The organism is Ensifer sp. NM-2, assembly GCF_003024455.1.
In the GTDB taxonomy this organism is placed as follows: Bacteria; Pseudomonadota; Alphaproteobacteria; order Rhizobiales; family Rhizobiaceae; genus Ensifer; species Ensifer canadensis.
The window spans coordinates 255,502-268,120 of record NZ_PVZR01000007.1; the positions used below are offsets into that span (position 1 = coordinate 255,502).

10 protein-coding genes are annotated in these 12,619 nt (G+C 63.0%); 6 read left to right on the forward strand and 4 right to left on the reverse strand.

Annotation, left to right across the window (positions count from 1 at the left end; all coding sequences use genetic code 11):
- Positions 1 to 9 precede the first annotated feature (9 nt).
- The 6 genes from C6558_RS16795 to C6558_RS16820 all read left to right on the forward strand — a co-directional run bounded on the left by C6558_RS16795 (position 10) and on the right by C6558_RS16820 (position 7,082).
- Complete coding sequence (locus C6558_RS16795) at positions 10 to 906, forward strand: LysR family transcriptional regulator (RefSeq protein WP_025425037.1); 897 nt, start codon at positions 10 to 12, stop codon at positions 904 to 906.
- Between the two features lie 172 nt (positions 907 to 1,078).
- Positions 1,079 to 1,558 (forward strand): formate dehydrogenase subunit gamma, encoded by a 480-nt coding sequence (locus tag C6558_RS16800; protein ID WP_025425036.1) that lies wholly within the window; start codon positions 1,079 to 1,081, stop codon positions 1,556 to 1,558.
- A complete protein-coding gene (locus tag C6558_RS16805) occupies positions 1,555 to 3,111 on the forward strand; it encodes an NADH-quinone oxidoreductase subunit NuoF (protein WP_025425035.1) in 1,557 nt (518 codons plus the stop codon). Before C6558_RS16800 ends, C6558_RS16805 begins: the two co-directional genes overlap by 4 nt.
- A gap of 11 nt (positions 3,112 to 3,122) precedes the next feature.
- Positions 3,123 to 6,002 (forward strand): formate dehydrogenase subunit alpha, encoded by a 2,880-nt coding sequence (fdhF, locus tag C6558_RS16810; RefSeq protein ID WP_025425034.1) that lies wholly within the window; start codon positions 3,123 to 3,125, stop codon positions 6,000 to 6,002.
- Between the two features lie 5 nt (positions 6,003 to 6,007).
- Positions 6,008 to 6,862 carry a formate dehydrogenase accessory sulfurtransferase FdhD gene (gene fdhD, locus C6558_RS16815; RefSeq protein ID WP_025425033.1) on the forward strand — a complete coding sequence of 285 codons (855 nt, stop codon included), beginning with the start codon at positions 6,008 to 6,010 and terminating at the stop codon, positions 6,860 to 6,862.
- The gene (locus C6558_RS16820; RefSeq protein WP_025425032.1) at positions 6,852 to 7,082 is read left to right on the forward strand and encodes a formate dehydrogenase subunit delta; all 231 of its coding nucleotides are present in this window, start codon (positions 6,852 to 6,854) and stop codon (positions 7,080 to 7,082) included. The genes fdhD and C6558_RS16820 overlap by 11 nt, the downstream gene beginning before the upstream one ends.
- Before the next feature lie 174 nt (positions 7,083 to 7,256).
- Here C6558_RS16820 and C6558_RS16825 read toward each other — a convergent pair whose 3' ends face one another.
- The 4 genes from C6558_RS16825 to rocF all read right to left on the reverse strand — a co-directional run bounded on the left by C6558_RS16825 (position 7,257) and on the right by rocF (position 12,554).
- Positions 7,257 to 9,041 carry a PAS domain-containing methyl-accepting chemotaxis protein gene (locus C6558_RS16825; protein WP_025425031.1) on the reverse strand — a complete coding sequence of 595 codons (1,785 nt, stop codon included), beginning with the start codon at positions 9,039 to 9,041 and terminating at the stop codon, positions 7,257 to 7,259.
- Between the two features lie 448 nt (positions 9,042 to 9,489).
- Entirely contained in the window at positions 9,490 to 9,969 is a 480-nt protein-coding gene (locus C6558_RS16830; RefSeq protein WP_025425030.1) for a chemotaxis protein CheW, read from the reverse strand.
- A 431-nt stretch (positions 9,970 to 10,400) separates the two neighbouring features.
- Positions 10,401 to 11,606: an ornithine--oxo-acid transaminase gene (rocD, locus tag C6558_RS16835; protein WP_025425029.1), complete on the reverse strand. Its 1,206-nt coding sequence runs from the start codon at positions 11,604 to 11,606 to the stop codon at positions 10,401 to 10,403.
- 24 nt (positions 11,607 to 11,630) lie between these two features.
- Complete coding sequence (rocF, locus tag C6558_RS16840; protein WP_025425028.1) at positions 11,631 to 12,554, reverse strand: arginase; 924 nt, start codon at positions 12,552 to 12,554, stop codon at positions 11,631 to 11,633.
- Between the last annotated feature and the right edge of the window lie 65 nt (positions 12,555 to 12,619).

Genomic DNA, 12,619 nt, shown 5'->3' on the forward strand with positions numbered 1-12,619 from the left:
ACACGTGTGATGATCGACAAGCTGGAAATGTTCCTGGTGCTCGCTCGCGAAAGGCACTTCGGCCGGGCGGCGCTTGAATGCGGCGTGACGCAACCGACGTTGTCGGCGGCAATCCGCCAGCTGGAAGAACAGCTCGGCGTCATGCTCGTCAGCCGCGGTTCGCGTTTTCAGGGGCTGACCCCGGAGGGGCAGCGGGTGCTGGAATGGGCGCGGCGCATCGTCGGCGATGCCCGCACGATGCGCGAGGAAATGCGCGCGGCGCGCAAGGGGCTCTCCGGGCATATCAGGCTGGCGGCGATCCCGACGACGCTTGCCATGGTGCCGATGATCACCGCGCCGTTTCAGGAGAAGCATCCGGATGTGACGTTCTCGGTGCTGTCGACCACCTCGTTGCAGATCCTGGCGCTGCTCGAAAACCTCGAGATCGATGCCGGACTGACCTATCTGGAGAACGAGCCGCTCGGGCGCGTGACCAGCGTTCCGCTGCAGATCGAGCGATATCACCTCGTGACGGCCACCGGAACGCCGCTTTCCGATCGCGAAACCGTGACGTGGAAGGAGGTTAGCAACGTTCGGCTTTGTCTATTGACCGCCGATATGCAGAACCGCCGCATCGTCAACCAGCATCTTTCCGAGGCCGGCGTCGTCGCTGAGCCGACGCTCGAATCAAACTCGATGATCGTGCTTTTCTCCCATGTGCGCACCGGTCGCTGGGCGAGCATCATGCCGTTTAACGTCGCGAAATCATTCGGCTTTCACGATGATATCAAGATGATTCCGATCGTCGAACCGGATGCCCGCCACACCGTTGGCCTGGTTGCGACCCATCGTGAACCATTCACGCCGCTGGTATCGGCGCTTTTGCACGAAGCGCGCATTCTCGGCGAACGAAATCAGGTTCAATAGATTTTTTCTATCAATCAACGAAACAGCCTTATTGACCCTTCCGGCCAGAAGGGCGAAGCTTTTCACTCTTGGGCAAGGGCGTGGAGGAAACGGCCTTCCCAGAAGATGCCAATTCGAGCTGGGCGAGGTCCGTACAAGGGGCGCTGCAGCCGCGAGCCGGGAGGGCTCCTGAGTGAATATTCACCAGCCGCGTGGCGATGTGCCCGGACGCACGCTTGCGATCGTCGAGGAACTGAAGGGGCTCGAAGGGCCGCTGCTGCCGATCCTGCATGAGATCCAGCACGAGTTCGGATATGTGCCGCAGGACTGTCTGCCTGTCATCGCGCGGGAGCTCAACCTGTCGCGCGCCGAAGTCTACGGCGTCTTTTCCTTCTATCACGATTTTCGCGAGCACCCGGCCGGTCGTCATGTGTTGAAGCTCTGTCGCGCCGAAGCCTGCCAGTCGATGGGCGGCGATGCGCTTGCGGAACGCGCCAAGCACCTGCTCGGCATCGACTTCCACGAGACGACACCCGACGGCGCGGTGACGCTCGAGCCGGTCTACTGTCTCGGGCTCTGTTCCTGCGCACCCTCCGCGATGCTCGACGGAGAGGTGCATGCCCGGGTCGATGCCGACGATCTCGAAGCTCTCGTCGCGGAGGCGCGCCGATGACAACAAAGATCTACATTCCCCGTGATGCCGCAGCATTGGCGCTGGGCGCCGACAAGGTTGCAAAGGCGATGGAGGACGCGGTCGCCGCGCGCGGCCTCGACGTTGCCATTGTGCGCAACGGTTCGCGCGGACTGCACTGGCTGGAGCCGCTGGTCGAGGTGGAAACCTCGGAGGGGCGCGTCGCCTATGGGCCGGTGAAGGCCCGTGATGTTGTCTCTCTGCTTGATGCCGGGCTTGTTGCCGGCGGCGATCACGCGCTCTGTCTCGGGAAGACCGAGGATATTCCGTTCCTGAAGCAGCAGACACGGCTGACGTTTGCGCGCTGTGGCGTCATCGATCCGCTGTCGCTCGACGATTACCGCTCGCATGGCGGTCTTCGCGGACTTGAGAACGCCATCGCCATGGAGCCGATGGCAATCGTTGCCCAGGTGACCGACAGTGGTCTTCGCGGTCGCGGCGGCGCCGGCTTTCCGACCGGGATCAAGTGGAAGACCGTGCTCGAAGCCGCTGGCGCACGCAAATACATCGTCTGCAACGCCGACGAGGGCGACAGCGGCACCTTTGCCGACCGGATGATCATGGAGGGCGATCCCTTCGTGCTGATCGAAGGCATGGCGATATCAGGGCTCGCGACCGGTGCGACCAAGGGCTTCATCTACACGAGGTCCGAATATCCGCATGCGATCGCGACGATGGCTAAGGCGATCGAGATCGCGCGTGCCGCTGGCGTGCTCGGGCCATCGGTGCTCGGCTCCGGCCGGGCGTTCGACATGGAGGTGCGCACCGGCGCCGGCGCCTATGTCTGCGGCGAGGAAACGGCGCTCCTGAACAGCCTCGAGGGCAAGCGCGGCATCGTGCGCGCCAAGCCGCCGTTGCCGGCACACAAGGGCCTGTTCGACTGTCCGACCGTCATCAACAACGTCATCTCGCTCGCCTCCGTTCCTGTCATCATGGACAAGGGTGCTGTCTTCTACCGCGACTTCGGCATGGGCCGTTCGCGCGGCACGATCCCGATCCAGATCGCTGGCAACGTCAAGCATCCCGGCCTATTCGAAACCGCCTTCGGCCTGGCGCTCGGCGAGATCATCGATCATATCGGCGGCGGCACGGCGAGCGGCCGTCGGGTCAAGGCGGTGCAGGTGGGCGGCCCGCTCGGCGCCTATTTCCCGCGCGCGCTGTTCGACACGCCGTTCGACTATGAAGCCTTTGCCGCAAGGGACGGTTTGATCGGCCATGCCGGCATCGTCGTCTTCGACGATACCGCCGACATGCTGAAACAGGCGCGTTTCGCCATGGAATTCTGCGCCATCGAGAGCTGCGGGAAGTGCACGCCCTGTCGCATCGGCTCGACCCGCGGCGTCGAGGTGGCCGACAAGATCGCCGCCGGCATCGAGCCGGAGAAGAACCGCGAATTGCTCTCCGATCTCTGCAACACCATGAAGTTCGGCTCGCTCTGCGCGCTCGGCGGGTTCACGCCCTATCCCGTCGTCAGCGCCATGACGCATTTTCCGGATGATTTTAAACCGGCTCCGCTTGTCGAAGCGGCGGAGTGAGGAGGAAGACCATGTCTCTCATTCATGAAATCGACTATGGAACGCCGGCCTCCCGCTCCGAAACCATGGTGACGCTGACTATCGACGGCCGTGAGGTGACGGTGCCCGAGGGCACGTCGATCATGCGGGCGGCGATGGATGCCGGCATCGAGGTGCCGAAGCTCTGCGCCTCCGACATGATGGACGCCTTCGGGTCGTGCCGGCTCTGTCTCGTCGAGATCAAGGGCCGGGCCGGCATGCCCGCCTCCTGCACCACGCCAGTGGCGCCGGGGCTCGAAGTGTCGACCCAGACGCCGCGGCTGAAGGACGTTCGCCGCGGGGTGATGGAACTCTATATTTCCGACCATCCGCTCGACTGTCTGACCTGTGCCGCCAATGGCGACTGCGAGCTGCAGGACATGGCCGGCGCAGTCGGCCTTCGCGATGTTCGCTACGGCTATGAGGGTGACAATCACGTCAAGGCGCGCAACAACGGCGGCATCAACGCCAAATGGCAGCCGAAGGACGAATCCAACCCCTACTTCACCTTTGATCCGGCGAAATGCATCGTCTGCTCGCGCTGCGTGCGCGCCTGCGAGGAAGTGCAGGGCACGTTCGCGCTGACGATCGGCGGCCGTGGTTTCGACAGCCGCGTTTCCGCAGGCATGGCCGAAGACTTCATGTCGTCGGAATGCGTCTCCTGCGGCGCCTGCGTCCAGGCCTGCCCGACGGCGACGCTGACGGAAAAGTCGGTGATTGAGATCGGCCAGCCGGAGCATTCCGTCGTCACCACCTGCGCCTATTGCGGCGTCGGCTGCTCGTTCAAGGCGGAGATGCGCGGCGAGGAACTGGTGCGCATGGTGCCGTGGAAGGACGGCCAGGCGAACCGCGGCCATTCCTGCGTCAAGGGCCGGTTTGCCTATGGCTACTCGAACCATGGGGATCGCATCCTCAACCCGATGATCCGCGAAAAGATCTCCGATCCCTGGCGCGAAGTGACCTGGGAGCAGGCCTATGCGCATGTGGCCGCGGAGTTCCGGCGCATCCAGTATCAGTATGGCCGCGATTCGGTCGGCGGCATCACCTCGTCGCGCTGCACCAACGAAGAGACCTATCTGGTGCAGAAGCTGGTGCGCGCCGGTTTCGGCAACAACAATGTCGACACCTGCGCCCGCGTCTGCCACTCGCCGACCGGCTACGGCCTCGGCCAGGCCTTCGGCACCTCGGCCGGCACGCAGAACTTCGATTCGGTCGAGTTCACCGACGTTGCGGTGATCATCGGCGCCAACCCGACGGACGGCCATCCAGTCTTTGCTTCGCGGCTGAAGAAGCGTTTGCGTGAGGGCGCAAAGCTGATCGTCATCGATCCGCGCCGCACCGATATCGTGCGCTCGCCGCATATCGAAGCATCCTATCACCTGCCTCTGCAGCCCGGCACCAACGTTGCCATTCTGACGTCGCTGGCGCATGTCATCGTTACGGAGGGCCTCGCCAACGAGGCCTTCATCCGCGAACGCTGCGACTGGTCGGAATATGAGGACTGGGCAGCCTTCGTCGCTGAGCCCTATCACAGCCCGGAAGCGACCGAGGCCTATACCGGCGTCCCTGCCGAACTGGTGCGTGGGGCGGCACGGCTCTATGCCACCGGCGGCAACGGCGCGATCTATTACGGCCTCGGCGTCACCGAACACAGCCAGGGCTCGACCACCGTCATGGCGATCGCCAACCTCGCGATGGTCACCGGCAATATCGGCCGGCCGGGCGTCGGCGTTAACCCGCTGCGCGGCCAGAACAATGTACAGGGCTCCTGCGACATGGGCTCGTTCCCGCACGAGCTGCCGGGTTACCGCCACGTCTCCGACGATGCAACGCGCGAGACCTTCGAGAAGCTCTGGGGTGTCGAGATTTCCAACGAGCCGGGTCTGCGCATCCCGAACATGCTCGACGCCGCGGTCGACGGCACCTTCAAGGGCATCTACATCCAGGGCGAGGACATCCTGCAGTCCGACCCGGATACCAAGCATGTGGCCGCCGGCCTTGCGGCGATGGAGTGCGTCGTCGTGCACGACCTCTTCCTCAACGAGACGGCCAACTACGCTCATGTGTTCCTGCCGGGCTCGACCTTCCTCGAGAAGGACGGCACCTTCACCAATGCCGAGCGCCGCATCAACCGCGTGCGCAAGGTGATGACGCCGAAGAACGGCTATGCCGACTGGGAAGTGACGCAGAAGCTGGCGCAGGCCATGGGTCTCAACTGGAGCTATCGCCACCCCTCCGAAATCATGGACGAGATCGCCGCGACGACGCCGAGCTTTGCGCTCGTCTCCTACGACTATCTGGACAAGATGGGTTCCGTGCAGTGGCCCTGCAATGAGAAACACCCGGAGGGCTCGCCGATCATGCATGTCGACGGCTTCGTACGCGGCAAGGGCAAATTCATCCGCACCGAATATGTCGCGACGGACGAGCGCACCGGTCCGCGCTTCCCGCTGCTTCTGACCACCGGCCGCATTCTCAGCCAGTATAATGTCGGCGCCCAGACGCGGCGCACCGACAATGTCGTCTGGCATGCGGAGGACCGGCTGGAAATCCACCCGCACGACGCCGAGCAACGGGGCATCCACGATGGCGACTGGATCAGGCTTGCCAGCCGCGCCGGCGAGACGACCTTGCGCTCGCAGATCACCGATCGGGTGGCACCCGGTGTCGTCTACACCACCTTCCACCACCCGACGACGCAGGCAAACGTCATCACCACCGACTTCTCCGACTGGGCGACCAATTGCCCGGAATACAAGGTGACGGCGGTTCAGGTGATGCCGTCCAACGGGCCGTCGGACTGGCAGCAGGATTATGACGAGCAGGCGCGGCAGTCACGCCGGATCGCCGGCAAGCTGGAGGCTGCGGAGTAGCCTCCATGTCCGGGCCATCAATGCCGAAATTCCAGATGTCGAAGACCGTGCCGGAAGCCGCCCGTCGCAATGGGGCCTTGCGGGACGGGTCCCGTGTGGTCCCGGAGGAGACGCCGGTGGCCTTCACCTTTGGCGGTTCGACCCATGCGGTGATGATGGCCACCCCCGGGAACCTCGAGGACTTCGCCGTCGGCTTCAGCCTGACCGAGGGTATCATCACCGAGCCCGGCCAGATCGAAGCGGTCGAGGCGATGGCCGACGAGGTTGCCGGCAACCTCGGCATCGACCTGCAGATCACGCTCAAGGACAAGCAGAACGACATGCTGCGCCTGCGCCGCCGCCATATGGCCGGCCCTGTCGGCTGCGGTCTCTGCGGCATCGAATCGATCGAGCAGGCGGTGCGGCCGACGCCCGACGTTTCGGCATCGACGCTTCGTCTGTCGCAGGAAGACGTGGTCAAGGCGGTCGCGCTGCTCAACGGTCAGCAGCCGCTGCATTTCGAAACGCGCGCCGTGCACGGCGCCGCATTCTATGTGCCGGGCAAGGGATTGATCGCGGTGCGCGAGGACGTCGGCCGTCACAATGCGCTGGACAAGCTCGTCGGCGCGGCAGCGCGTGCCGGCTTCCGCGGCTGCGACGGCGCCGTCATCGTTACCAGCCGCGTTTCTGTCGAGATGGTGCAGAAGACCGCTGTCGTCGGCAGCCCAGTCATCATCGCGATCTCGGCGCCGACGGCGCTGGCGATCCGCACGGCGCAAGCGGCGGGCATGACGTTGATCGCGCTGGTGCGCGGCGACGAATTCGAAATCTTCACCCATGCCGAACGCATCAAGTCCGGAGCCGTCGCCGATGTCGCATGACACCAATGCCAAGCTGATCTACATGGCGAACCAGATCGCCACCTTCTTCAAGAGCCAGCCGCAGGACGAAGCCGCTGAGGGCGTTGCGACGCATATCAACAAGTTCTGGGAGCCGCGCATGCGGCGACAGCTGTTCCGGCATATCGATGGCGGCGGCGAGGGTCTGAGCCCGTTGGTGCTTGAAGCGGCGTCGAAGATCAAGCGCCCGGAAGCGGCCTGAGGATCTTGATTGTCAGCTTGTTTGCGGAACCGCCTGACGATGTCGAACACTGGAGAGCGGCTGTCGATCGGTACTCGCCATGCGGCGATGGCGCGATCCCATAGAGTTTTTAGGGAAGGCGGCGACCGGTCGCCACCTTCCCTCATTCCTGAGCGCGGGGTGCAGGGATTGCGCTCAGAAATTCTGCCATCCGTCGTTCAATGGTGCGCCGGCGAGCGCTTGTCTTTGTCCGCCGCGCATGGCGCGGGCGGTGGCGTTCAGTCGTGTTGCCTGCTGTCGTTCCTCGGCGTGACGCTGCATCTCGAACGGCGCCGTGTCCTGGCCGATGCGGAACTGGCGTAGCAGGGCGTGGAGGGCTTCGGCTTCCCGCGACATGTTGTGGCTTGCGGCCGTGCTTTCCTCGACCATCGCTGCATTCTGCTGGGTTGCCTGATCCATCGAATTGACCGCCTGGTTGATCTCCTTCAACCCCGTCGACTGCTCGCGTGCGGCCTCGACAATGGCCGAAACGTTGAGATTGATCTCCTGGACCTGGACCAGAATTTCCTCGAGCGCCGCCCCCGTCTGTCCGACAAGCGATACGCCGTTCTTGACGTGGTCGCTGGAGGCGGTGATCAGCGCCTTGATCTCCTTGGCGGCCTGGGCCGAGCGCTGGGCGAGTTCGCGCACTTCCTGGGCGACGACAGCAAAGCCCTTGCCGGCTTCACCGGCACGTGCCGCCTCGACGCCGGCATTGAGCGCCAGGAGGTTGGTCTGGAAGGCGATGTCGTCGATGACGCCGATGATGTTGGAGATCTCGCGTGACGATTGCTCGATCTGATCCATCGCTCCGATCGCGTTCTTGACGACGTTGCCGGAGCGTTCGGCGCCCGCCTTGGTCTTGGCGACCAGTCCGCCCGCTTCTTCGGCGCGACGGCTGGAATCGACGACTGTCGTGGTGATCTCGTCGAGGGCGGCTGCGGTTTCCTCCACAGAGGCCGCCTGCTGCTCCGTGCGTTTGGAAAGATCGTCGGCGGCCGAGCGGATCTCGCGGGCGCCGGAAGCGATGGCGTTCGCATTGTCGCCAACAGTCTGCATCGCCCGACAAAGCCGATCGATCGCGCCATTGAAATCGGTACGCACCGTTTCCATGCTGGGAACGAAGGGTGTCGGCAGGCTGTGAGTGAGGTCGCCCTCGGCAAGCGCCTGCAGGCCGAGGCCGAGCGCCTTGATTGCGCCCATGCGCTCGCTGACGTCGGTCGCGAACTTGACGACCTTGTAGACCTTGCCGCTCGGATCGCGGATCGGATTATAGGCCGCCTGGATCCAGATCTCCTTGCCGGCCTTGCCGTAACGGACAAACTCGTTGGAGATGAACTCGCCGGCGGCCAGCTTCTTCCAGAATTCGGCATACTCAGTGCCGCGCACATAGCTGGGTTCGCAGAACATGCTGTGATGCCTGCCCTGAATTTCCTGAAGGCTGTAACCGAGTGCGTTGCAGAAGTTCTCGTTGGCCATGAGGATTTCGCCCCCGGGGGTGAATTCGATCACCGCCTGCGATCTCGATATGGCATCGAGTTTGCCGCCATCCTCGTTGGCCTTGATCTTGGCCGCTGTGATGTCGCTTGCGAATTTTACGACCTTGTAGGGCTTGCCGTTGTGAAACACCGGATTGTAGGTCGCCTGGATCCAGATTTCGCGGCCGCCCTTGGCAACGCGCTTGTAGGCATTGGCGTCAAACTCGCCGCGTCCGAGCCGCGCCCAGAAGTCGCGATATTCCTGGGTCTGGACATAATCCGGCGCGCAGAACATGCGGTGGTGCTGGCCGACGATCTCCTGCAGGTTGTAGCCAAGTGCCTGGCAGAAGTTTTCGTTGGCCGTCAAAATTTTTCCCGTGAGATCGAACTGGATCATGGCCTGCGACTTTGAAAGCGCGGCGACGATCTGGCGTGAATCCAGACTCTGCCCGAAAGAGAACATGATTACCCTCTGGTTTGGTTCTTGTTGTTTCAAACCGGAAAGCCGGATCATTGTTGCTTGTGCTGTCGACAGGGCGTGCGGGGCCAAGAGCGGCGCAGACTCCGGGGACAAGGACAAATGCCGGCTTGCCGAAAATTGTCTGGTCCGTCGTCGCCGGCCCAAACGGGGTCAGCGTTTTCGTGCTTCGAGGGGGGAGTTCGAACTCGTGGGCGTTCATGCCCATGACGTCTTGCTTATACAATCTAGATTAGTGGCAGGCTTATTAAGCAGCTGTTAAAATAGCAAACATCAAATTTTAGTTGTGAAAACTCGTATGCTGTTTCTAGGTTGAATTAGCAACTCATCGTTTACGAATCATGGGTGGCGCCACGGGGCCACGCCGCCCGAACGCAAAAAGGCCGCCTTGCCCAGGGCAAAGCGGGCCTTGATGCGACGCAGAATCTGTTGTTTAGGCGGCCATTTCCTCGACTTCGCGTTCCTTGAACATGCGAGCGAGGTTGAGGAAGCAGATCATGCCGTTCTCGTTGGCGATGATGCCTTCGGCAAAGCTCTTGTCGAAGGATGCGGTGACTTCGGGAACCGGTTGCACCTGGTTGCCCTGGACCGTGAGGATGTCGGAGACACGGTCGACGACGAGACCGATCACCATGTTGTGCACTTCGGCGACGACGATGGCGCTGCGCTCATTGGCCGTGGTCGATTTCATGCCGAGCTTGTGGGCAAGGTCGATGATCGGGATCACGGTGCCGCGCAGGTTCATCACGCCGATGACCTCGGGTGGCGAATGCGGAATGGGGGTCGAGGGGGCCCAGCCGCGGATCTCGCGGATCGTGGTGGTCTTGACGCAGAATTCCTGATCGTGGAGGCGGAACGCGATGATTTCCAGCGTCTCGCCGTCGAAACCAGCCGTCCTGAGTGTGCTTGTCATCGAAGGTCCTTCCAGCTTTCCGGTCGACGCCTTAAGGCGCGCGACACCGCCAAACTCGTTACATCTCCGTGCGGTGCGGTCGCGGCTGGCGCGGCCATTGAGCCGATGGGGAGAGTTTTCAAAAGTCCGCCGACGACATCCGGCGGGGCGCAGCTGCATCATGCGCGGAGGAACCGCTTTGCGCTTTGGGAAGGGACTATAGGCCGGGATTCGTTAAGACTTGCTTTTGCAAGTGCTAATACCAACCTGTGCCGATATTGGCCTCCAGCCTGCGTCGATCCTCACCGGACGCTGGGTCCGGTTCCGGTTTTCTCCTTGCCGGAAACCAAAATCGCTCCGGCGCAATAGGCCAGTATCGGCGCAGGTTGGTAGTAAGACATTGCGCCCCGGTCGAAGCCGGGGCGCAATGGAACACAAAGAATGTCAGGGGATCAAGCGGAAGCGAGAACCTTGGCGAACTGTTCCACCGCCCAATCGACCTGTTCGGCGGTGATCACCAGCGGCGGCGCGATGCGGATCGTGTCGCCATGGGTGTCCTTGGCAAGGATCCCGAGCTGCTTCAGCGCTTCGCAATATTTGCGGGCGCCACCGGCTTCCGGCACCAGCTCGACCGCCAGCATCAGTCCGCGGCCGCGAACTTCCTTGATGATGTTCGAACGGATGTCGGTCAGGCCCTTCTGGAAGCGGTCGCCCATGCGCGCCGAGTTCTCGATCATGCCTTCCTCGGTCAGGGCCCTCAGCGCCGCGCGGGCGATGGCACAGGCAAGCGGATTGCCGCCGAAGGTCGAGCCGTGCTGGCCGGGCTTAAGCACGCCGAGCACTTCCGAGTTCGAAAGCACGGCCGAGACCGGGTAGAAACCACCCGAAAGCGCCTTGCCGATCAGCGTCACATCGGCTTCGATGCCCTCGTGTTCTTCAGCCAGCAGCTTGCCGGTGCGGCCGAGGCCGGTCTGAATCTCGTCCAGGATCAGCGTGATGCCGTGTTTGGTGCAAAGCTCGCGCACTGCCGGGAAATAGCCGGAGGTGGGAACCAGAACACCTGCTTCGCCCTGGATCGGTTCGACCAGGAAGGCGACGGTGTTCTCGTTGATCGCGGCGCGGAAGGCGTCGATGTCGCCGAAGGGGACGACCTTGAAGCCCGGCGCAAACGGGCCGAAGCCGGTGCGGGCGTCCGGATCGGTCGAGAAGCCGACGATGCCCATCGTGCGGCCATGGAAATTGTTGGAGCAGACGATGATCTCCGCTTTGTTTTCCGCGACACCCTTGACCTCGTAGCCCCACTTGCGCACCGCCTTGACGGCGGTCTCGACGGCTTCTGCGCCCGAGTTCATCGGCAGCACCTTGTGCGAACCGGTGAGTGCTGCGATCTCTTCATAGAAATGCGCCAGCTGGTCGTTGCGGAAGGCGCGGGAGGTGAGCGTCAGCTTCTGCGCCTGCTCCATCATCGCCTGGAAGATCTTCGGGTGGCAGTGGCCCTGGTTGACGGCGGAATAGGCCGACAGGCAGTCGAGGTAGCGGTTGCCTTCCATGTCCCAGACATAGACGCCTTCGCCGCGTGAAAGCACAACGTCGAGCGGTTTATAGTTGTGTGCGCCGAGCCGGTATTCGGTTTCGATCAGGTCTGCCGTGGTGTTCATCCGTCGTCCTCCGTTGTTTCTATTTCAGGCGCTGCGGGTCGGGCGGTCAAGGACACGGCGGCCGAAAAGGCTCGCGGTCAGCTCGACCAGGACACGCGCGCTCTTGCCGCGATCGTCGAGGAACGGATTAAGTTCTACGACGTCGAGCGAGGACACGAGATCGCTCTCCCAGAGCATTTCCATGATCAGGTGGGCTTCGCGGAAGGTGGCGCCGCCCGGAACGGTGGTGCCGACGCCCGGTGCCAGCTCGGGATCCATGAAGTCGACGTCGAGGCTGACATGCAGGAGGCCGTTGGCCGAGCGCACTTCATCGAGGATATGACGCATGATGTGCGCCATGCCGAGCTCGTCGACCGCACGCATGTCGTAGACACGCACGCCATGTTCGGCGATCTCTTCGCGTTCGCGGTCGTCGACCGAGCGGATGCCGACCTGGAAGACCTTGGTCGGATCGACCATAGGCCGGTCCGCAGGCAGGATCGGGGCAAACTCGGCCTTGCCGCAGTAGAAGGCGACCGGCATGCCATGCATGTTGCCCGACGGCGAGGTTGCCGGGGAGTTGAAGTCGGCATGGGCGTCGAGCCAGAGCACGAACAGCGGTCGGCCGACTTCGGCGGCGTAACGCGCCATGCCGGAAACGCTGCCCATCGAAAGCGCGTGGTCGCCGCCCAGAATGATCGGGAAATGGCCCTTGCGAACGGTGTCATGGACCGAATCGTGCAGCGCGCGGGCGAAGGCGGCGACGATCTGCAGGTTGTTGGCGCCGGGGTGGTTGGCGAGGTCGCGTGCCGGCAGCGGCTTGACGTCGCCTTCATCGTAAACCGTGTGGCCGAGTTCGCGCAGAACGGTGTCGATACCGGCGATACGAAGTGCCGTGGGGCCCATGGCCGCGCCGCGTCGTCCAGAACCTTCCTCGATGGGTGCGCCGATCAGCGTGATGGTCGTCATATCCGCCCTGTTCCTTCTGTCATGATTCCCGTGGATGGCGCGGATTATCCTCAAAACGCGTGACA

Coding starts and splice junctions, on each gene's coding strand:
- fdhD (WP_025425033.1), top strand. CDS start 6,008: ATGTCCGGGCCATCAATGCCGAAATTCCAGATGTCGAAGACCGTGCCG.
- fdhF (WP_025425034.1), top strand. CDS start 3,123: ATGTCTCTCATTCATGAAATCGACTATGGAACGCCGGCCTCCCGCTCC.
- C6558_RS16825 (WP_025425031.1), bottom strand. CDS start 9,041: ATGTTCTCTTTCGGGCAGAGTCTGGATTCACGCCAGATCGTCGCCGCG.
- C6558_RS16820 (WP_025425032.1), top strand. CDS start 6,852: ATGTCGCATGACACCAATGCCAAGCTGATCTACATGGCGAACCAGATC.
- rocF (WP_025425028.1), bottom strand. CDS start 12,554: ATGACGACCATCACGCTGATCGGCGCACCCATCGAGGAAGGTTCTGGA.
- C6558_RS16795 (WP_025425037.1), top strand. CDS start 10: ATGATCGACAAGCTGGAAATGTTCCTGGTGCTCGCTCGCGAAAGGCAC.
- C6558_RS16805 (WP_025425035.1), top strand. CDS start 1,555: ATGACAACAAAGATCTACATTCCCCGTGATGCCGCAGCATTGGCGCTG.
- rocD (WP_025425029.1), bottom strand. CDS start 11,606: ATGAACACCACGGCAGACCTGATCGAAACCGAATACCGGCTCGGCGCA.
- C6558_RS16830 (WP_025425030.1), bottom strand. CDS start 9,969: ATGACAAGCACACTCAGGACGGCTGGTTTCGACGGCGAGACGCTGGAA.